General features: G+C 56.4%; 17 protein-coding genes. 4 read left to right on the top strand and 13 right to left on the bottom strand.

Going from position 1 to position 21,762, the window contains the following annotated elements; genetic code table 11:
- The 7 genes from BLQ24_RS01465 to BLQ24_RS01435 all read right to left on the bottom strand — a co-directional run bounded on the left by BLQ24_RS01465 (window position 1) and on the right by BLQ24_RS01435 (window position 8,974).
- On the bottom strand, window positions 1-1,926 hold the full coding sequence (locus BLQ24_RS01465; RefSeq protein WP_090161928.1) for an aconitate hydratase: 1,926 nt from the start codon (window positions 1,924-1,926) through the stop codon (window positions 1-3).
- A 29-nt stretch (window positions 1,927-1,955) separates the two neighbouring features.
- Window positions 1,956-2,606 carry a GntR family transcriptional regulator gene (locus BLQ24_RS01460; protein ID WP_090161926.1) on the bottom strand — a complete coding sequence of 217 codons (651 nt, stop codon included), beginning with the start codon at window positions 2,604-2,606 and terminating at the stop codon, window positions 1,956-1,958.
- Window positions 2,606-4,009, bottom strand: coding sequence for a beta/alpha barrel domain-containing protein (locus BLQ24_RS01455; RefSeq protein WP_090161924.1), 1,404 nt, complete (start codon window positions 4,007-4,009; stop codon window positions 2,606-2,608). The genes BLQ24_RS01460 and BLQ24_RS01455 overlap by 1 nt, the downstream gene beginning before the upstream one ends.
- A gap of 337 nt (window positions 4,010-4,346) precedes the next feature.
- Entirely contained in the window at window positions 4,347-5,651 is a 1,305-nt protein-coding gene (locus BLQ24_RS01450) for a thymidine phosphorylase (RefSeq protein ID WP_090161922.1), read from the bottom strand.
- A 135-nt stretch (window positions 5,652-5,786) separates the two neighbouring features.
- Window positions 5,787-6,983: a phosphopentomutase gene (locus BLQ24_RS01445; protein WP_090161920.1), complete on the bottom strand. Its 1,197-nt coding sequence runs from the start codon at window positions 6,981-6,983 to the stop codon at window positions 5,787-5,789.
- 21 nt (window positions 6,984-7,004) lie between these two features.
- Complete coding sequence (locus BLQ24_RS01440; protein WP_090161918.1) at window positions 7,005-7,721, bottom strand: metallophosphoesterase; 717 nt, start codon at window positions 7,719-7,721, stop codon at window positions 7,005-7,007.
- Between the two features lie 32 nt (window positions 7,722-7,753).
- Complete coding sequence (locus BLQ24_RS01435; RefSeq protein WP_090161916.1) at window positions 7,754-8,974, bottom strand: DNA recombination protein RmuC; 1,221 nt, start codon at window positions 8,972-8,974, stop codon at window positions 7,754-7,756.
- A 200-nt stretch (window positions 8,975-9,174) separates the two neighbouring features.
- Here BLQ24_RS01435 and BLQ24_RS01430 point away from each other — a divergent pair, with 200 nt between their 5' ends.
- Both BLQ24_RS01430 and BLQ24_RS01425 read left to right on the top strand, forming a co-directional pair.
- A complete protein-coding gene (locus BLQ24_RS01430; RefSeq protein ID WP_090161915.1) occupies window positions 9,175-10,344 on the top strand; it encodes a YibE/F family protein in 1,170 nt (389 codons plus the stop codon).
- Window positions 10,341-11,123 (top strand): YibE/F family protein, encoded by a 783-nt coding sequence (locus tag BLQ24_RS01425; protein WP_090161913.1) that lies wholly within the window; start codon window positions 10,341-10,343, stop codon window positions 11,121-11,123. The genes BLQ24_RS01430 and BLQ24_RS01425 overlap by 4 nt, the downstream gene beginning before the upstream one ends.
- Window positions 11,124-11,148: 25 nt before the next feature.
- Here the strand turns inward: BLQ24_RS01425 and BLQ24_RS01420 are convergent, their stop codons facing one another.
- A complete protein-coding gene (locus tag BLQ24_RS01420; protein WP_090161911.1) occupies window positions 11,149-11,832 on the bottom strand; it encodes a TetR/AcrR family transcriptional regulator in 684 nt (227 codons plus the stop codon).
- A gap of 366 nt (window positions 11,833-12,198) precedes the next feature.
- Between BLQ24_RS01420 and BLQ24_RS01415 the strand changes: the two genes are divergently transcribed.
- Window positions 12,199-13,770 (top strand): M1 family metallopeptidase, encoded by a 1,572-nt coding sequence (locus BLQ24_RS01415; RefSeq protein WP_090161909.1) that lies wholly within the window; start codon window positions 12,199-12,201, stop codon window positions 13,768-13,770.
- Between the two features lie 700 nt (window positions 13,771-14,470).
- On the opposite strand, the gene BLQ24_RS01410 is transcribed toward BLQ24_RS01415, so the two are convergent.
- The 5 genes from BLQ24_RS01410 to BLQ24_RS01390 form a co-directional block, all read right to left on the bottom strand.
- Window positions 14,471-15,244, bottom strand: coding sequence for an acyl-CoA dehydratase activase (locus tag BLQ24_RS01410; protein ID WP_090161907.1), 774 nt, complete (start codon window positions 15,242-15,244; stop codon window positions 14,471-14,473).
- 16 nt (window positions 15,245-15,260) lie between these two features.
- On the bottom strand, window positions 15,261-15,524 hold the full coding sequence (locus BLQ24_RS01405; protein ID WP_090161905.1) for a putative Se/S carrier protein: 264 nt from the start codon (window positions 15,522-15,524) through the stop codon (window positions 15,261-15,263).
- 26 nt (window positions 15,525-15,550) lie between these two features.
- Window positions 15,551-16,819, bottom strand: coding sequence for a double-cubane-cluster-containing anaerobic reductase (locus BLQ24_RS01400; protein WP_090161903.1), 1,269 nt, complete (start codon window positions 16,817-16,819; stop codon window positions 15,551-15,553).
- Between the two features lie 281 nt (window positions 16,820-17,100).
- The gene (locus BLQ24_RS01395) at window positions 17,101-18,411 is read right to left on the bottom strand and encodes a D-alanyl-D-alanine carboxypeptidase family protein (RefSeq protein WP_173452385.1); all 1,311 of its coding nucleotides are present in this window, start codon (window positions 18,409-18,411) and stop codon (window positions 17,101-17,103) included.
- Between the two features lie 73 nt (window positions 18,412-18,484).
- Window positions 18,485-19,672 carry a shikimate kinase gene (locus tag BLQ24_RS01390; RefSeq protein WP_163439339.1) on the bottom strand — a complete coding sequence of 396 codons (1,188 nt, stop codon included), beginning with the start codon at window positions 19,670-19,672 and terminating at the stop codon, window positions 18,485-18,487.
- Between the two features lie 262 nt (window positions 19,673-19,934).
- On the opposite strand from BLQ24_RS01390, the gene BLQ24_RS01385 reads away from it, so the two are divergent.
- A complete protein-coding gene (locus BLQ24_RS01385; protein ID WP_090161898.1) occupies window positions 19,935-21,752 on the top strand; it encodes an AMP-binding protein in 1,818 nt (605 codons plus the stop codon).
- Window positions 21,753-21,762 lie beyond the last annotated feature (10 nt).

Raw genomic sequence — 21,762 nt, 5'->3', positions numbered from 1 at the left:
TTATTTCTCCTGTCCTACATAACGCAGCAGACCGCCCGCCAGCAGCATGCCTTTTTGTCTTTCTGTGAATTCTCCCTTCAAACGAATCTGCTGCTCTCCGTCCGTCAGCAGGAACGCGCCGGATTCCAATCCTTCCCGGATGCCCGTGAGTTTCAGTTCGTCTCCCTGGGAAATCCGGTCATAGTCAGCCGGATCCTCGAATGTCAGCGGCAGGATGCCGGCATTGATGAGGTTCGCCACATGAATCCGGGCAAAACTCTTCGTGATGACCGCTCTCACACCCAGGTACAACGGAACCAGCGCCGCATGCTCTCTGGAAGAACCCTGGCCGTAGTTCTCTCCGCCGATGATGAAGCTCCGGCCCGCTGCCTTCGCTCTCTCCGGGAACGTCTCATCCACGACTTCGAAGCAGAACTGAGACAGGTGCGGAATATTGGAACGGTACGGCAGAATTTTCGACCCCGCCGGCATGATGTGGTCTGTGGTGATGTTGTCTCCCACCTTCAGAATCGCCTCGGCGTCCAGTTCATCCCCCAGCGGCTCTCCCAGCGGGCATTCCTTGATATTCGGTCCCTTCAGGATTTCCACCGCATCCGCTTCCGGCCCTTCCGCCGCCGGCTCGATGACTGCAGTATCATCGATGGTGAACGCCTCCGGCATGGTGATTTCCGGCATCTCGCCCAGCAGCTGAGGATCGGTGATTTCTCCCGTCAAGGCCGCCGCCACCGCTGTCTCCGGAGACACCAGATAGACCTTGCCGTCCTTGGTTCCGGACCGGCCCAGGAAGTTGCGGTTGAACGTCCGGAGGGATACACCGCCGGAATTCGGAGAGAATCCCATGCCGATGCACGGTCCGCAGGCGCATTCCAGCACCCGGGCGCCGCTGGCGATGATATCCGACAGTGCGCCGCAGTCCGCCAGCATCCGGAGAACCTGCTTGGATCCCGGAGAAATAGAGAGGCTGACTTCCGGCCGGATGGTCTTTCCCTTCAGCAGTGCGGCGACCTTCAGCATGTCGAACAGAGAGGAATTCGTGCAGGATCCGATACATACCTGATCCACCTTTGTCCCTTTCAAAGACGCCACATCCACCACAGCGTCCGGACTGTGCGGGCAGGCAATCTTCGGCTCCAGCGTATCCAGATCGATGTCAATCACCTGGTCATACACGGCGTCCGGATCGCTGGCCAGCGGGGTCCAGTCTTCCTCCCGACCCTCTGCCTTCAGGAACGCCCGGGTCACCTCGTCCGACGGGAAAATCGAAGTGGTGGCCCCCAGCTCGGTGCCCATGTTCGTGATGGTGGCCCGCTCCGGCACGGACAGATCCCGGATCCCCGGGCCGCCCCACTCGATGATATATCCCACGCCGCCCTTCACGGAGAGAATGCGGAGAATCTCCAGGGAGATGTCCTTCGCAGTAACAAAAGGTTTCAGGTGGCCGGTCAGGTTCACCCGGATCATCTTCGGCATAGTGATGTAATACGTACCGCCGCCCATGGCGACAGCCACATCCAGTCCGCCGGCGCCCATGGCCAGCATGCCGATTCCGCCGCCGGTCGGGGTGTGGCTGTCCGATCCGATCAGCGTCTTACCCGGCTTTCCGAACCGCTCCAGATGAACCTGGTGGCAGATCCCGTTGCCCGGCCGGGAAAATTTCAGGCCGTGCTTCTTCGCCATGGACTGAATGAACCGGTGGTCATCGGCGTTCATGAAACCGGACTGCAGGGTGTTGTGGTCGATGTAGGCCACAGAAAGGTCCGTCTTCACCCGGGGCACCCCCATGGCCTCGAATTCCAGATAGGCCATGGTGCCGGTCGCATCCTGGGTCAGAGTCTGGTCAATGCGGAGACCGACTTCCGTTCCCGGCGTCATATCCCCTTCTCTCAGATGCGCCTTGATGATTTTCTGTGCAATTGTAAGTCCCATTTCTCTGCTTCCTTCCGTATTTCTATGTTCTATTTCTCTTCTTCGATGTTGCTGATGCTGTTCTGGGCGTGCTGAATATGCACCATCATCAGTGTTTCCACCTTGTCCTCGTCGTGCGTTTCCAGGGCACCCAGGATCTGAATATGTTCCTCCACCGATTCCTTCAGACGGGATTCGTGCTGCTCCAGGGATGCTTTCCGGTACCGCATGATCTTGTGGTGAAGCGGCCGCAGAATCCGCCTGAGCACCCGGCTCCGGCTGGCATCGTACAGAGCGTCATGGAACTGGGTATCCATGTCCCGGACCTTGTCCGCATCATTCTTCTGGACGTAGAATTCCGCCTGTTCCACCAGTTCCTTCATGTAGCGAAGCTCGTCCTCGGTGATGTTCTTCGCAGCCCGGCGGGCGGCCAGCACTTCCATTCTGCGCTTCACTTCGTAAGCGTCAGCCACATCCGCAGGCGTCATGCCGCAGACCACCGTGCCGTTCGGAGAATCCTCAATCAGATCCTCTTCCATCAGCCGGTTCAGCGCTTCCCGGATCGGCGTCCGGCTCACACCCAGTTCCTCGGTGAGCCGCTTCTCACTGATGACTTCCCCCCGTTTGTATGTTCCGTTCAGTATGTTCTTCTCCAGTGTCTCGAAAACCCTGTCTGCCAGGGATACCGTCTTGAATTCCATTATTTCTGCTCCTCCCTCGCTGTCACACTCTTCGATGGCATCTGGCCGCCGGTCAGCTCACGGATCTTGTCCATGATCTCTCCCTTGGAAAGGGAGGTAGTACGGCCGTCGGCATACATCTCGTCCACCCATTCTTTCATTTTCAGCACCAGAGGATCATCCTTCTGAATCTCATTCTCCCCTTCCAGGGCGAAATGCTCATTGATCCAGTATGCGATGCCGGAGGCGCCGCTGGTCTTGCTGATCACAACCCCCGGGGCCCGGTTCAGCAGCTTCTTCGTGTTGAAGATGTTGTAGATTTCCTCATCCTTCATGAGTCCGTCGGCATGAATGCCCGCCCGGGTGACATTGAAGTTTTCTCCGACGAACGGCGTCATCGGCGGAATATCGTATCCCATCTCATCCTGGAAATACCGGGCGATCTCTGTGATCACCGTCGGATCCATGCCGTCCAGGGAACCCCGGAGAGAAGCATACTCGAAGACCATGGCCTCCAGCGGAACATTTCCGGTCCGCTCTCCGATTCCCAGCATGGAGCAGTTCACGGCACAGGCGCCGTAGAGCCATGCGGTGGAGGCGTTGGTCACGGACTTGTAGAAGTCATTGTGACCGTGCCACTCCAGATATTCGCTCGGAACCCCCGCATAATGCTGCAGACCGTAGATGATCCCCGGCACACTGCGGGGCAGTGCCACCTCCGAGAACGGGATACCGTAGCCCATGGTGTCGCAGGCCCGGATCTTGACCGGGATACCCGCCTCATTGGACAGATCCATGATCTCGTTGACAAACGGCACCACGAAACCGTAGAAGTCCGCCCGGGTGATGTCCTCCAGATGGCAGCGCGGCACCACGCCGGCATCGAAGGCAGAACGGATCGTCTCCAGATAGTAATCCACTGCCTGCCGGCGGGTCATCTTCATTTTCTTAAAAATATGGTAATCACTGCAGGAAACCAGGATGCCGGTTTCCCGGATGCCCAGTTTCTTCACCATCTTGAAATCTTCCTTGTTCGCCCGGATCCATGTGGTGATCTCCGGAAACTTCAGTCCCAGATCCATGCACTTCTCGATGGCTTCCACGTCCTTCTTCGTATAGGCGAAGAACTCGGACTGGCGGATAATGCCGTAGGGTCCTCCCAGTTTGGAGAGCAGCTTATACAGATCCACAATCTGTTTCACCGAATACGGCGCCATGGACTGCTGTCCGTCACGGAACGATGTATCCGTGATCCACACATCGGTGGGCATATTCATCGGAACCCGCCGGTGGTTGAATGCGACCTTCGGTACACTCTCGTAATCATATATATCCCGATAAAGATTCGGCTCCGCTACATCCTGCAGGCTGTATTTATAACTGGCCTGCTCCAGCAGGTTCGTTTTCTCTGATGTCTCCAGCATTTCGTCACCTCACACTCCTGTCCAATCTGCATCCACTTTATCATGGTACCTATGTATACCAGTATAATATCATACCCGTATCACATGTCAACTCCATTCCCGCACGAACTTTTCTATATTTTTTGTTTATTGTATACAAAATCCACCGAGAATTCGTTCCTCTGATCAGGCACCGGACAGGGTGCGGGCCTAAATGCCTGGGTCCGCACTTCTGTTTTTCCCCATACGAAAGGCGGGGCTGCCTGCCCGAACGATCCCAATCATTCGGCAAGCAGCCCCGCCATCGTTTTATCTTCATTGTTCAGCACCAGCATACAGGTATACCATCCCCACCGGGCTACCACACCCGGTCCAGCACCATCGGAACCGGCGCCGGCTCCGTCTCTGTGATGGAGAAGGCCCCACGGAGGGAAGGCGCCAGTTCCGCAAGCCGGGAAGCATCCGACCCGAAGAGAACGGCCAGTTCCTGCCCCTTCCGGACCCGGTCTCCCCGTTTCCTGCGAAGCAGAACCCCGGCAGAAAGATCAATCTCCTCGTCTTTCATGCGCCGCCCGGCTCCGGTGTCCCGGGACACTTCTCCCACAGCCATGGCGTCGATGCGGTTCACGAATCCCTCTTCTTCCGCCCGAACCGGCAGAGCGCAGGCCGCCTCCGGAAGCAGGGACGGATCCTCCGTCACACGAACATCCCCGCCCTGGGCCAGAATCATCTCCTGCAGTTTCTTCAGACCCAGTCCCTCCGCCAGGGCCTGGCCGGCCATCTTCCGGCCGGTTTCCGCATCCGGCGCCCGGCCTCCCAGGAAGGCCATTGCACCGGTGAGTTCCAGCACCAGTTCAGTGAAGTCCGCAGGGCCGCTGCCCCGGAGGGTATCGATCGCTTCCCGGACTTCCAGGGCGTTTCCCACCGCCAGCCCCAGGGGCTGGTCCATGTCGGTGATCAGGGCCGCCATTTTCCGGCCGGCACTCCGGCCAATGGCCACCATCAGCCGGGCCAGCTCCCGGGCCTCCCCGAGATCCTTCATGAAGGCGCCGCTGCCGCACTTCACATCCAGCAGGACGGCGTCACTGCCGGACGCCAGTTTTTTGCTCATTATACTGCTGGCGATCAGACTCCTGTTCTCCACAGTGCCGGTGACATCCCGCAGAGCATATATTTTCTTGTCAGCCGGAGTGAGATTACCGGTCTGTCCGGTGACCGCAATGCCGATCCTGCGGACCCGCTCCCGGAATTCCTCTTCGCCGAGCCGGGTCCTGAATCCCGGAATTGCCTCCAGCTTGTCGATGGTTCCGCCGCTGAAACCCAGGCCCCGGCCGCTCATCTTCGCCACAGGCACCCCCAGGGCGGCGGCCAGAGGACCGGCCGCCAGCGTCGCCTTGTCTCCCACCCCGCCGGTGGAATGCTTATCCACTTTCAACCCCGGAATGTCCGAAAGATCCATGGTGTCTCCGGACCGGCGCATGGCATCAGTGAGAAGGAACGTCTCCTGATCCGTCATTCCCCGGAAGTAAACCGCCATGAGGAAGGCAGCTGTCTGATAATCCGGAACCTCACCCTCGGTGATTCCCCGGATCATTTCGTCGATTTCCCGGCGGGACAGTGCCCCGCCGTCCCGTTTCTTCGTAATACAGTCCAGAATATCCATTCGCTCAGACCCTCTTTCTGTTTCGTCAATTCATTCCTGATCCGCCAAGTCATTCCTTCATTCTGCGTCTGTCACTTCATTCTCTATCAGCACTTCATTCTCTATCGGCACTTCATTCATCACTTCATGCCCCCATCACTTCTCCGGATTCCCCCGAAGAAGCACCTCCGGAAGGAAACTGATGCCTTCCATAACCGGTTTAACCCCCAGATAGTCACAGACCGTCTGGCCCAGATCCGAGAACGTGGAACGGGTTCCCAGATTGACCCCGGGCCTGACCGGCTGCCCCGATACCAGAACCGGCACATATTCCCGGGTGTGATCGAAACCGCTGTGAATGGGATCATTGCCGTGATCTGCTGTAATGATCAGAATATCCTCCGGCAGAAGCTTTTCCCGGATCTCCGGCAGTCTGCGGTCGAAATCCATGACCGCCCTGCCGTACCCGGACGGATCCCGGCGGTGTCCGTACTTGGAATCGAAGTCCACCAGGTTCGTGAAGATCAGCCCGCCCTCCGACTCATCCATCGCCCGGAGGGTCTCGTCCACCCCGTTCTGATTGTCAGCTGTATGCACCCAGCGGGTGATGCCCTGACCGTTGAAGATATCGTGGATTTTCCCTACCGCATACACCGGAAGCCCCGCCGCCTTCACTTCATCCAGCATGGTCCGGCTGTGGGGCGACACGGCGTAGTCCCTGCGGTCGCCGGTACGGATCCGTTTCCCGTTCTCCTTCACATAAGGGCGGGCAATCACCCGGCCGCAGGCCCAGTCCCCTACCAGGAGACGCCTTGCGGTTTCGCATATCGCGTATAGGCGATCCAGCGGGATTACTGCGGTGTTGGCTGCGATCTGAAAGACACTGTCCGCCGAGGTGTAGACGATCGGCTTTCCGGTGCGCTCATGTTCGTCCCCCAGCACTTCGATGATCTCCGTTCCGGAAGCCGGGTAGTTTCCCAGCACCTCTGTCCCGATTTCCGCTTCCAGCTTGTGAATGAATGCCGGCGGAAAGCCGTCCGGGTAGGTGCGGAACGGTGTCTCCGTCCGGATCCCTGCGATTTCCCAGTGTCCGGTGATCGTGTCCTTTCCGGAGGACGCCTCTCTCATTCTGCCGTAGGCACCTTCGATCTCACCGGTGGGAACCCGCCATTTTCCGGCACCGATGCCGTCCACATTGCCCAGTCCCAGCCGGCAGAGGGACGGAATCTGAAACCCCGGGGTTCCCTCCGCCACATGGAGAAACGTGTCCGCACCGGCATCTCCGTACTGCGCCGCATCCGGCGCCTCTCCCGCACCATAGCTGTCCATGACAATCAATATGACCCTCTTCATAACGAAAGCCCCCTTTCAATTCTATTCGATCTCCTTCAGCAGCGTCGGCCGTGCATCCAGATAATCCAATGAAGTCAGCCGGTAATTCACCCCGTTCAAGCAGCCGGTGATTCCCCGGCGGAAATTCCGTTCCCCGTGAAGATGTCCGTAAACACAGGTCTTCACCCCATATTCCGACAGCAGTTTCGTGAATCCGGACGGCTGCTTCTTTTCATTGGTGGGCGGATAGTGCAGCGCACCGATGATCTCCGTTGTATCCTGTTTCCTGGCGTCAGCCAGGGACATCTCCAGCCGGAGCAGTTCCCGCTGATAGATCTTCTCGTCGTGCTCCCCGAACCCTTCGGCTCCGGGACAGTTCCATCCCCGGGTGCCGCAGATTCTGAGCCGGGTCCCCGGCACGCAGAAGGAATCATTCTGCAGGAACACCATCCGGTCTTCATCGAACATTTTTCGGATCCGCCCGATGGAAGTCCACCACAGATCATGATTTCCCTTCACCATCACCTTCCGTCCCGGCAGGGCCTCAATCCAGTGCAGGTCCTCCAGGGCTTCATCCAGTCTGAGGCCCCAGGAAAGATCCCCCGGAACAATGACAACGTCTTCCTCTCCCACCAGCTCCCGCCAGTTGCGCTCCAGACGCTGTGCATGATGCGCCCAGGCCGGTCCGAAAACATCCATGGGTTTTCGGATCCGGCTGTCGAAGGAGAGGTGAAGATCTCCGATCGCATATATTTTCATGAAAATTCTTCCCTCCGTATCAATCCGATTATCTAACGGTCCTCCGGCATTGTCAGATCCTTCAGTTTCTGCTGCATGACCCGGGTGCGGACGCCGATCAGCTGGTCCAGATTCGTACTTGTCTTCGCCAGATTGTCCTGCGCCTTCCGAAGCACTTCCTCGAACTTGCCGAACTCTGTCTTCACGGCGCTCAGTGTATTCCAGACCTCGCTGGTTCTTCGTCCGATGGCCAGCGTGCGGAATCCCATCTGCAGGCTGTTCAAGAGCGCCGCCATGGTGGCGGGACCCGCCACGTTCACCCGGTATTCCCTCTGCAGCGTCTCCAGCAGGCCCATGCGGATCACTTCCGCATACAGACCCTCCGACGGCAGGAACATCACCCCGAAATCCGTGGTGTTCGGCGGAGCGATATATTTCTCCCGGATATCCTTCGCCTCTTTCTTCACTACCTGTGCCAGGTTCTTCCTCGCTGCTTCCACCGCCCTGGGATCTGCCCGGTCATAGGCATCCAGCAATGCGGCGTAACTGTCTCCCGGGAATTTGGAGTCGATGGGCAGCCACACCCGGTTCCCGTTCTCCCCCGGCATCTTCACGGCAAATTCCACCACTTCCCGGCCGGAACTCGTTGTATTCACATTCGTATCATACTGATCCGGCGCCAGAATTTCCTCCAGAATCGCCCCCAGCTGAATTTCTCCCAGATTACCCCGAGTTTTCACATTAGAGAGCACCTTCTTCAGATCCCCCACGCCCCGAGCCAGATTCTGCATTTCTCCCAGGCCCCGGCTGACCTGCTCCAGACTCTCATTCACAGTGCGAAACGACTGGCCGATCCGCTGTTCCAGCGTCTTTTGCAGTTTCTCGTCCACGGTCTCCCGGATCTGGTCCAGCTGCCGGCTGTTCTCCCTGGTCAGATTCGCAATCTGCCAGTTCATGTTCTTATTCATTCCTTCCAGCTGGCCGCCCACACCGTTCCGCAGATTATCCAGCCGCTGTTCAACGCCGCCGGAAAACTGCTGGAACCTGGTATTCAGATCCCTTAGAGACTGATTCTGCAGTTCCGCGGACTCCTTCAGCGCCCGCCAGACCGCATTCTCGAATTCTGCCATCTCCTGGCGCTGCCGTTCTCCGGAATCATTCCGCAGCCCTTCCAGTTCCCGGCGCAGTTCCGCCATGCGCAGCAGCGACAGAATCACCCCTGCGATCAGCGCCGCCAGACCCAGCACAATCACAAAAAAACCGGTACCGTTCATATTTCCTCCTAACGAAAGCGGCCGCTGGAATCCACCCGGCCGCACAGAAATATTCTAACCTAACCATATCGAAAATACAATATTCGCAGATTCATCACAATCCGGTCATATAATGTCGGGGTTCGCCGGAAGATCTGATCTTTCTCCGGGAACCGCCCTGTCACACGGCGGAGCGAACTGAACCACAGAAAGACATTACTATGAAAATACAAACTCTGCCGGCGGGATCATCCCGCCCCGGCATTTCGATTCCCTATCCGAAGATCCTGATCTGGCTCCTCATCGTGGCCGCCGTCATGGTCGGCGCCCGGATGGATGCCGGGCTTTATTCCGGCGATATCGGCCGGGTCATCTCCGTTACAGATCACGCTGCCGGAACGAAAACCGGTGGAGATGATAATCATGATTACACGGAGCACTACTACACCCAGACACTCCGGGTCCGCCTGCTGAACGGGTCATGCCGGGGGCAGGAGGCTCTGGTCTCCAATGAATATACCCGGTCCGGGGTCTATGACACGAAGTACGCCCCGGGGAACCAGATCTTCATCGGCAGTCTGACAAAAAATAAAGCCGGTGATCTCTCCGGTACTGCGTCCGGCATGAAGCGGGACTGGCTGATTCTGGGCGTCCTCACTGCGCTGTTCGGTCTCTTCCTGCTGGTGGGCGGAAGGCGGGGGGCGCTTACCATCTTCAGTCTGATTCTGAATATGATCGCCTTCGCTTTCGTTCTCCACCTCTACACGAAAGGGTACAACATCCTGATTATGATGATTCCGCTGGTGATTTTCTTCACCTGGATGCTGCTGTTCTTCATGTACGGCAGAAACGAACGGACGAAACTGGCCTTTCTCGCCACACTGACCGCCGCATCCCTGACCACGCTGATTGCCTTCATCGCACTGAACTTCGGCGGACGGATTGACTATGACTTCATGGATTACCTGAGCCAGCCTTACAGTCAGGCGGACGCCAATATGATATTTTTGTCAGAAATTCTGGTGGGATGTCTGGGAGCCGTCATGGATGTGGTGGTCACCATCGTGGCCACAGTCAGTGAAATCGCCGACACCGGCGGCGATCTGTCTCCAAAAAGTCTGTTCCGGACCTGCCGCACCGTGGGAGATGACCTGGTGGGCACCATGATCAGCCTGATGCTGTTCACCAATATGGCCGGCGCGCTGCCGATCATTCTGCTGTCGCTCCGCAACGGCATTGCCTTCCACACGATCCTGCGGTACAACATATTCTTCGACACCGCCCGGTTCCTGACCGGAAGTATCGGTGTCGTACTGGCCATCCCGGCGGCTTCCCTGGTTGCCGTCAGACATTATCGCATGCACGCACAGAAAGGGGGCGAAAACGCATGAGCATGTTTTTCCTGGCAGGGATTCTGATCCTGCTGATCTTCCTGTCCTGCGGAGACAAAGGGGTCCGTTCCATTGTTTCCACCGCCCTCAGCCTCCTCATCATGCTGGCCGCCATATTCCTGATATACCGGGGCCTTCCGCCGGCGGCGGTGACTCTGGGAGCCTGTGCGCTGATCACCGGAGCCATTCTGTACTATCAGAACGAGCACGGAACCATGGCCCGCACCGCATTCTGCAGCGTGATGCTGGTGCTGGTGATCATGATTCCGCTGGTGTTTCTTCTGGCCCGTCAGGCAGGTGCTTACGGCTTCAACCCGGAGGAATATGAAATAACTGACTCCAACGGGTACACCCGGAACGTGGACCTCAACATGCTGCAGATCCAGATTTCCGTCATGTTCATCGCCCTGCTGGGAACGTCCATCGACAGCGCTGTGGCGGTGATTTCTTCCACCGGAGAGCTCCGGACAGCGAACCCGTCCATGGGATGGGAGCCGCTGCTCCGCTCTTCCATGAATGTGGGGAAGTCCATTCTGGCCACTTCCATCCACACGATTTTCTATGTATACATCGCAGAGTACATGACGCTGATCATTCAGTATCTGACAGATTATCCGCTCCGGTATGTGCTGAACAGCCAGTCCCTGGCCGGAGAACTGATCTCCGTTTCTGTCAGCGGCATCGGCTGCTGCCTGACGGTGCCGGTGTCCGCAGTGCTTTCTGTTTTCTTCCTGAAACGGGATGCGGCGGACCCAGAAAAAAACGGACGGCACGTATGATCCTTACGTGCCGCCCGCTCTTCGCTCAGGAGATCGGCTTCTGCATCAGATATTTCGCTGCCTTCAGCATCTTCTCCGTCTGCTCTTCGGCGCTCAGGGAATTCCCCCTGTCCTGCGCCAGTTCCCCCAGGAGCATTCTGTAATACCCCATCATCAGTTCTGTGACAATCTCGACATGCGGATCGTCCACATCCCGGTTCATCGCACCCGCCGTTTCCTGTTTGACATCCGACCGAAAATCGAAGTGATTAATCAGACTCTTCATTCTCTCCGGGTCCGGCTCATCGTCATCCTCATGCTCCGGCGCCGGGAAGATCGTCAGATACTTCCGCACAATCCGTTCGATGTCTTCACTGTGCTTTCCGAACAGCACATGGCTCGTCAGCTCCGGATTGCGGAATCCGTCACTGCAGAGCACTTCCCACACCCGGGTATAACGGGTCATCGGGTCCGTATCTTCTGTCTGTGCCTTCACTTCGTCTACATTCTCCGAAATCAGGCGCATAATGTCCATACAGGCGAACATGAGCAGTTCGTCCACGTCAGTGAAATAGTGATAGAGAGCAGCGCTGTTCACGTCTGCCCTGTTGGCGATTTTCCGGATCGTCACATGACCGATCCCGTCTTCTTCGATGAGCTGCTCCGCGCTGTGGATCATGTTCTGTGCAGCGGCGCGTCTCGTCTTTCTGTCCAGCGGTGGTCTCCCCATAATACCACTCCTCTCTGGCAGAATACTGATCTGCCGTCAGTCCCTTCCTCCACTGTCAATAGGACAGTATCCCAAAGGGTCCTGGCCTACGGCTATTATAGCATGAGATAACGCGTCAAGAACTGTTATTTATTTAACTTTTGCGAATTTTTAAAAGTATTTTAAAATAATCTGTTTTATTTTACTGCAATTCACGGATTGTATACGATATCAATTTTAATCATGATTTGAATACGATTTCTTATTTTTGGATTCAGATTCCTTATTTATTCTAAATATTCTCCTTCCATCTGGGGATTTCCTGTATAATCTACGTACGATATTTTCCCCGCTTCCCGGCCCGGCCGGGAGAAAGGAGAGCAATCCATGAAGACGATGATCCGCAGGCTTCTGACAGTGCTTCTGTCAGCCACTCTGCTGCTGGGAATCACGAACGCACCCCTGATCGGTTTTGCCGATACAGCTTCCCCGGCGGCGTCCGCTTCCGCCCCTGCTGTGCGGGCAGAGCACTACTCCATCCAGGCTTCTCTGGACACGAAGAAGAAGCTGCTCCGCCAGACTGTCACCATGCGGGTGGCTAACCACAGCGGTAATCCGCTCACCGAACTATGCATCGTGAACATCGCTGACGGATACCTCCGGTACGACCGGAAGTACTACCGGGCTGATGTGCCGAAAAGTGCGAAAACCACCGTCAGATCCATTACCGCCGGAGAAACGTCCCTCCGTTACCGGAAGGATGCGAAGGATCCCGGCGTGCTGACCGTTTCTCTGGGCGACCGGGCCGTTCCGGCAGGCGGTACCCTGGACGTCACTGTGAAAGTCACCACTTCCGTGCCGAAACGGGAAGACCGGTTCGGCTATACCGGACTGGGAAAGAAAGGAACGGTCTACAACCTCTCCTTCTGCTTCCCGTACCTCAGCGACTACCAGAACGGGAAATGGGTTCACCACCCTTACTATGACGACGGCGAGAACCGGAACAGCGCCGTGACGGATTACGACGTCACCTTCCGGGCGCCGGCATCCTACCGGGTGGCGGCCACCGGCAGCAGTGAAACAAAAAACGGCGTCACCTCCATCCAGGCCCGGAATGTCCGGGACCTGGCCATTGTCGCCTGCAACGCATTCCGGAAGGACACCTTCACCGTACAGGGCATCACCGTGAACAACTACTGGTTCCCGAACCGTTACGGAAAGACGAAGTACATGGATCTGTATCGGAAAGTCTGCCGCATGGTGGCCCGGGACAGCATCGAACTGTACACGAAACACATCGGTCCGTATCCGTATGACGAACTGGATATCACGGAAGGAATCTTCGGATTCGGGTTCGGCGGCATGGAATATCCGGGTCTTGTCATGATCAACGGAACCCAGGAATATCTGGCCAAATCCCGGGCGACCTGTGACTTCTACGCAATCCAGAACGATATCTCCCATGAAATCGGCCACCAGTGGTTCTACGCCGCCGTGGGGAACGACGAGTACCGGGAGGCGTGGCTGGACGAGGGCATGGCCAGTTTCCTGCAGAATGAGCTGTACGGCCTGAGCACTGCCCCGAGCACCGCCTATGTGGACAAAATCGAAAAGGCCCCCGGTCAGACCGCCCGCATGCGGAAAGCATTCTTCTCCGATGCCCGGCAGCAGATCCGGTACCGTCTGAAAACAAAAGAAAAAACCTACGTCAACATTCCGGCGAACCGCTTTCCAAAGGGCCTGGGGTCCACTACGATCCCGTATGGATACGGAGAAAACTTCATCAGCTACCTGTACGTAACCATGGGGGAGACGAAATTCGACGCATTCCTGCAGGATTATTACAAAACCTACATGCTCGGCCGGGCCACCACCGACGATTTCCTGCGTGTCCTGCGCCGGCACGACAACTCTAAGCAGGTGAACGGCATCATCGGATTGTTCATCCGGAAGTCGTAGCTGGATTGCGCCGGGCTGGATTGTGCCGGGCTGGATTGTGCTGGGCTGGATTGTGCCGGGCTGGATTGTATACAAATCACGATCACGTTACTGCTACAGGCCGGTGGATGACCAATACATGGCCAGATTGTATACGAATCATGATTGCATATTAGTGAAAGGTGCGGAATCGGAAGTTTTGGGTTTTTCGCACCTGAAACACGCTGGTCAAGGTGCGAAAGCCAAAATAAATCACGAATTAAATATTCCATTCCCGCATGAGGGTGCGGAAAGAGGGGAAATGCTTGTTTCCGCACCCATTGGAGCTGTAACAATATCCAGTCTTCCGAAGCAATATACCGAACACCCCAGAATGTACTGCTCCCTGTTTCCATCGCGCATGTGATTCAGACATTCGAGCGCATATCATCAGATTTTTTTGTATAACTATGCACCCCAAAAAGACTATCCATGATGATTCAATTCGCTCCAGAAACGGCAGAGTGCGGAAACAGGATTATTTTACTATTTCGCACCCGCACTGTTTCGTCTGGCGGGCCGCCGACCGGAAACAGGGGAACCGCAGGTGCGAAATCAAGAAAATAACGAATTCCGCACCTGCCCGGACGGCCGCCGCACCTGCCCCGCCCACCATTTAAAAATCAGGGGCCGCTGCTTCAAAGCAGCGGCCCCTGATTTATTCCTTCTTACGACGGGTCCGTCAACCCAGTTTCTCCTTCGCCAGCAGTGCAGCACCATAGGCACCGGCGAACCGCCCCTCCGGCTGCGGAATCACCCGGTGGTCCACTTTCTCCGACAGCCGTTCTGCGAAATAGTCGTTGGAACTCAGTCCCCCGGTGATGATCACCATATCCGACAGTTCGTTTCTCAGCATCAGTGTAGCCACCTTCTGGGCCACGCTGTCAATGACGCCGGCCGCCAGGTCTTCCCGGCTCTTTCCTTCACCCATATAATTGATGACTTCCGACTCCGCGAATACGGTGCACAGCGAGCTGATCGGAATCGGATGGCCGATCTTCGCCAGATCGAACAGTTCTTCGATGGTGACGCCCAGGCGATTTGCCATGACCTCGATGAATTTCCCGGTACCGGCCGCACACTTGTCATTCATCAGGAAATCCACGGCTTTCCCATTTACCACATTGATGAACTTCGTATCCTGACCGCCCACATCCACGATGCTGCAGTCCCGGCCCGCCAGTGCATAACCGCCCCGGCCGTGGCAGGAGATTTCCGTGATGACTTTGTCCGCATAATCCACGGAGATCCGGCCGTAACCGGTGGCCACAACCCGGGTATCTTCCAGCGACCCAAGCTGTTTCTCCAGGTCCTCCCGAATGAGTCCCGCAGTGATCTTCGAATTCCAGCCTGTGGGCAGAACCCGGAAATCCCGGTGCAGTGCGCCATTCTCTTCCGGCGTCAGCACACAGACCTTCGACGCCGTGGATCCGATATCGATTCCGATATAATTCATGTTTCTGTTCCTTCTGTCACACGACATGGATCCGTCCCCGGTCAAACGGATTGTCCAATCCTTCGATCTTCAGATATCGGAGTTTCTTCTCCTCCGCCAGCTCCCGGATCCGGGGGATCTCCTCCTCTTGGATCAGCAGGGAAACACCGCAGCAGACGGAAAGCTGCCGGGGGGTCGGGGAGATCCGGGCGTGGAGCCCGGCCTCTTTCAACGCATGGTACATGGCCGTCCCATCCGTGTGATTCTCAAATAATATATACCAGTGCATCTTCGTTACCATCGGAAATATACCCGTTCCCGAGACGGTTAATCCATCATTTCGATGAAGGCTTCCACTCTCGTCTTCAGCTGCTGCGCATCGGTCTCTGTGTAATCTGTCTCAATCTCCAGAACAGGGATTCCTTCTTCCTTCAGTTTCCGCTCTACGAAATAGCTTTCCGTGTCGTAAGTCTGGCAGAACTTCAGATGCACGTCGATGACGCCGTCCACATTGTATTCCTTCGCCAGACGCAGGATATCGTCGATTCTGCCGGTATTCGGGGTGAAGCAGGCACAGTTGATCTTCATATAGCGTTCTGCGATATGATCAATCATCTCGTCCATGGTCGTTCCGGACTCGTCCACCTGATTTTCGAAATATCTGGTGCCGGTGCAGGTTTCCTCGCAGACCACCACTGCGCCGCAGTTTTCCACCAGGCTGTGCATCTTCCAGTTCGGCACCGCCATCGGTGTGCCGGTGAACATGATGCGCTTCTTTCCCCTGGCCACATTCACACCCTGGGCTGCCCGCTGCTCCAGTTCGTCACAGAGTTCATTCACCTTCATAGTGAACCGCTCCGGATCATCGTAATACGCAATCTGGGAGATCAGCAGAACATCTGTACCGCTGATCGGCACATTCGGATTCTTTCTGAGATCATACAGTCTCTGCAGTGCCGCTCTCTTCCGGTTGATCTTCCGGATATTCTCCGCCAGATTCTCCTCCGTAACCGGGTTGCCGGTCACCTTCTCCACCACGTCCTTCAGAATGCGGACCTCGTCCGCCCATTTCTTCACATCCACCGGGCGCTTCATCTGCGGCAGGTCCATGATGTGCATCGGCACATCCTCTGCCAGAATCTCATAGGCTTTCTTCTTGCCGTCGCAGGTCGTCTCACCGATATACATATCCGCCAGACGGAAGAACGGGCAGGTGCGGGAGAAACGGGCGCCCAGACTGGCCTTGATCAGCGGGCAGGTGTTCGCCGGCAGCACCGCCTCTCCCGCCGGCACCCAGAACTGGGATCCGGCACAGAGCCCTGTGGCAATTCCGTTCGCCGCAAAAATAATCTCATCCGGCACATAAGCACAGAACGTTCCGAAGACCTTTCCGCCTTCTTCCCGGAACTTCTTCAGCTCCGCCGGACGGACCCCGTGTACCTCCGAGATGACGAAGTCAAAGTAATCCATCTTCTCCGGCCGGTTTTCCTGGGCCAGGAATGTATCTCCGATTGCCTGCGGCAGCACCTCACATAAGTTATCGTGGGATTCCACATCCATGCCGAGTTCTTCCCACATCTTTCTGTAATCCGCCATAACGATCCACCTTTCTTTCATGAAAAAGGAAACCGGCAGCGCCTGCAACCGGTCCCCGGGACAAGGTCCTCTGTATTCATACGTTCTGCCATTATTTTAACATGCCTGTACCACAGAATCAGATTGATAAATTCTATTGTGGTATGACCATAAATCAAAATTATTAATCCTTCCAGGCCGGCGGGGCACACCGGCTCTGTGCCCGTCCTCCCCGGATCCCGGCTTTTCATACAAAGAGAGGGGATGTGAAGCATCACATCCCCCCTGATCCTGCCGTCTCGCTACAGGACATATTCATTCAGATTGTTCACCACCGCATATTCTGTGAGATCTGCCAATTTCCGCGTGTCTGACCAGCGGTTGGTGTTGTTGGACGCCCCCATGATAACGGAGATGTACTGTCTGCCGTCATATTCGAAGGCACCGCAGAAGCAGCATCCGCCCAGGGTGGTGGTTCCGGTCTTGATGCCGGCGAATTCATACTCTGAATCACTGAGCATGGCATCTGTACTGTACAGAGTATACTTGATTTTCTTCTTCGATGTGCGGAAGGAATACTTCGTGGTGGTAATTGCCTTTCGGACCAGGGCCGTGGACTTGGCCTGCATCAGATAGGCACCGATCTTCGCTGTATCCTTGGCCGTGGAATAGTTCCCGACGGTATCCAGCCCGTGGGCGTTCTTGTATACAGTGGAGTAGGCGCCCAGCTGTTTGGCGCGGTTCGTCATCATTCTGGCGAAATTAGCCGTGGTGCCGCCCACGGAGATTCCCGCAGCGCAGGCCGCATCATTTGCGGACGGCAGCATCATGGCGTACAGAATGTTCTTCGCCGTGGTGACATCCCCGTTTTTCATGTACAGTCCCCATGGTGTGGCGGCCGCTTCCTTCGTGATCTTCACCTGGTCATTCCAGCCCTTGTTCTCGGCCAGCAGAATTGCGGTCATCATCTTCGTCATACTGGCCGGCTTCCGTTTCGTAGTCGGATTCTTGGAGTAGACCGCACGGCCCGTCGCCGCATCCAGCACCACGGCGGAACTGGCATTCAGATATCCCGCAGTGACCGTAATCGTCTTGGAATAATACTTGGATTCCGGAACAATTTCCGGGGCAGCCTGACTGCCGCCTTCCTGACCGCCGGTGTTCTGACTGCCGTCAGTTCCCGTGGTTTTCGTGAATGCCGCCTTCTTCGGAATGGTGATCTTCCACTTCGTGGTATAGCGGGTCTTCCACTCGGATGTGTAGGCCAGTGTGACTTTCGCACTCTCCTGATTCGCCGTATGGTATGTCTTCTTCCGAATCCACTTCCGGGCGCTGCTGTCATAATAATACAGCCGGACTTCCCGGCCGTAAGCCGGTTTCACCGTAATGGAATCCTTCAGCGTGCCGGTCCAGCTTGTCCGTTTCAGCCGGGTGCAAAGGCCCGACACTTTCGTGGACACGGCTGCCGGTGCGGCATTCTCCCCCTGCCCGGCTTCCTCCGCCCGGACGGAAGTCAGCCCCGCCGGCAGCAGCGAAAACGCCACAAAAAGGGCCGCCGCCATCGCAGTGACCCGCCTCCAGTTTCTTCGCAGATTCTCTGATCCCCTTCTCATCATTCTCCCCTTTCGTTTTCATAAATAACATCAGCGATTCCAGCGGCCTAATCCCCTGATGCCGCCGGAATGCCTAATTGAAATCCTGATTATTATCGATGAAGTAATCGCTCCACGCTTCGTAAAGATCCTTCCTGGCCTCGTAAATCTCTTCCACGGATTTCGTCTGGCTGATCGGCCGGCCTTCCGTATCCAGCTTGTCCAGGTCCCTCTTCACCCAGATAATACGGCTGTTCTGCTTCGCCAGGTTGTAGTTCTGTTTCCGCTTCACGATCCCGCCGCCGCAGGCGATCACCACCCCGGACATCTTGCAGGTTTCCCGGAGCACTTCTGTCTCCACATTCCGGAAATAGTCCTCGCCCTTGGTCCGGAAAATTTCCGGAATGGACATGCCTTCCCGCTCCACAATCAGGTCGTCCAGATCGATGAATTTCCGGTGTTCCCGCTCCGCAATGCGCCGGCCCAGGAATGTTTTCCCAGCTCCCGGCATGCCGATGAGCACCACATTCAGCAGTTCCGAACGGATGTCGTAGATGGCGGCATCGATCTCCTCGTCATCGATCACTCTGTGCTGGAACAGCTCACTGGACTTCTCCGCCTGGGCCACCAGCATGGACAGACCGCCGCAGGCCGGGATACCCCGGGTGGTGGCGTCCAGAATAAACTTCGTCTTGTTCGGATTATAAATGAGATCTACAGCGCCGCTCAGATTCGGGAAATCATCCACGTTCACCAGGGACACGCCGTTATTCGGATACATGCCCACCGGGGTTGCATTCACAATGATCTCACTGTCAAAGTGACGGTCCAAATTATCATAGTTATCTTCACCATGGCGGGAAACCACCACGATCTCAGAAGCCCCCTGATCCCTCATCACTGTCTGAACCATGGCAGAGGCACCGCCGTTTCCCAGAACCATACACTTCTTCCCCTTCAGCTCGATGTTGTTTCGTTTCAGCATGTAGCAGAAGCCGAAGTAGTCCGTATTATATCCCTTCTTCAGGCCATTTTCTTTCACAATTGTATTCACTGCGCCGATCCGGAGTGCCTCCGAAGACACTTCGTCACACAGCGTGATAACACTGCGCTTATACGGAATCGTCACATTGAAACCGTCATACTCCGGGGAGTTCACCACTTCTTTCAGTTTCTCCTCCGGGATCTCGATCAGATCATACTGATAGTCACCGAACTTGGAGTGAATCTCCGGAGAATAGCTGTATTCCAGATGCGCTCCCAGAAGTCCGTACTTACCCATAGTCAACCGCCTCCCTTCCGTCATGAATCATGCGGATTCTGCGGCATGACCCGGCCTGATGCCGGCCCCTCTCCAGCCGCAGATAGTTATATTATACCGCAGGAAACAGGCCTGTTCAACCGCACACTTTCCAGCGATGGACAAATTGTCTGACTATTCCACCCCTGAAAAATTCGGCTGTACAACCGTTTCCGGCCGTGCTAAAATACATTAGTTAAATTTTTTGAACCAAATCGGAACCCGAAGAAGGCAGGAGGATCGAATGGAGATCATGACGAACGGAAACATCCGGATCCCGCAGATGAAGCCGCAGTACGAGGCCCGCGAGCACAGGGATTTCCGGGCACTGGCCAATTACGCCGCCCTGGAGTATACGAATTCGGACGCATTTATCATAAAAACAAGGAAAGCGACGAAAACGTCGCCGGCTGAGTACCGTCACGTAACTTTCCGGGAATTCCGGGCAGAGATCAACTGGCTGGGCACCGCCATGAAGAACCGGGGCTGGACCGGCCGGCGGATCGCACTGCTGGGCGAAAACTGCTACGAATATGTTCTCGCCCACTTCAGCATCCTGGGCGGCATCGGGATTTCCGTCCCGCTGGACAAGGGATTGAAAGAAGAGGAAACGTTCTCTTCTCTGGAGCGCAGCGGCGCAAAGGTGCTGATTTTCGATGCCAAGCATCTGCCCCTGGTCCGCAGACTGCAGGAAATGAACGCTCCGGTGGAGGAATACGTCTGTATGAACGATCACACTGCAGATTTTTTGTCCATCCGGGAACTTCTGGAAGAAGGGGGGAGAGCCTTCCGGGCCGGGGACACGGACTACACTACGCTGCCCATCGATCCGGATGAAACAGCCATCATGGTCTTCACTTCCGGCACCACCAGCCGGGCGAAGGCGGTCATGCTGAGTCAGCACAATGTGCTGTATAACGTATACGCCATGCAGCGCACCACCGGGATCCGCCGGGGAGATAGGAACATGGCCTTCCTCCCGTATCACCACACCTACGGATCCGGAGGGCAGACGCTGATGATCGCCTGCGGGGCTTCCACCGCCTTCCCGGAGGGTCTGAAGTATATTCAGAAGAATATGCAGGAGTACCACGTGTCGATTTTCATCGGCGTGCCGCTGCTGATTGAGGCGATGTGGAAGCGGATCATCCGGGGAATCGAGAAAGAAGGGAAGATCGCCTCGTTCCAGAAGGGAGTCCGTCTGACCCGCCGGATGCTGAAGCTGCACATCGACCTCCGCCGCAGAGTGTTCCGGGAGATCCACGAGCAGCTGGGGGGAAATCTCCGCTTCATCTTCAGCGGTGCATCTGCCCTGGATCCCCGTATCCAGAGGGGATGGGAAACCATCGGCGTCCGGGTGATCCAGGGGTACGGCATGACGGAATCTTCCCCGGTGATCACCACGGAGGACCCGAAGAACCGCCGGGCAGGCTCCATCGGCAAAGCGCTGTACGGTGTGGATCTGGAACTGACCCGCCCGAACCGGGACGGCATCGGAGAACTGATCGTCCGATCCCCCAGTGTCATGCTGGGCTATTATGAGGACCCGGAGGAAACGGCGAAAGCGCTGGAAAACGGCTGGCTTCACACCGGAGATCTGGCACGGATCGACGAAGACGGTTTCGTCTATCTGACCGGCAGGTCCAAGAATGTAATCGTGCTGAAGAACGGAAAGAATGTGTATCCGGAGGAACTGGAGGCGCTGATCCAGAAAATCCCGTACGTCACCGAATGTCTGGTCACCGGAGAGCCGCGGCACCGGGACGGTAATCACAAGGACCTGGCCATCAAGGCGCTGATCGTCTATGATCCGGACCGGATGGCAGATGAGGCCGGCCCAGAAACAGCAGGCGCAGAAGCGTCCGGCTCTGCGGGAGGTGCCGCAGGAAATGCAAAGGGAAATCCGGAAAGTCCGGAAGCCCGGGTGAAGGCGGATATCGAAGCCATCAACCGAACCCTGCCGAATTACAAGCAGATTCTACGTCTGGAAGTGACCGACCAGCCCCTGGAGAAGACGACCACCGGAAAGATCAAACGGCAGCAGAAGCAGCAGAAGCATTAGCGACAGTAGC

This window comes from Eubacterium pyruvativorans, from assembly GCF_900102225.1.
GTDB classification, from domain to species: domain Bacteria; phylum Bacillota; class Clostridia; order Peptostreptococcales; family Anaerovoracaceae; genus Aminicella; species Aminicella pyruvativorans.
This window is presented reverse-complemented; position numbering and strand designations above follow the sequence as displayed.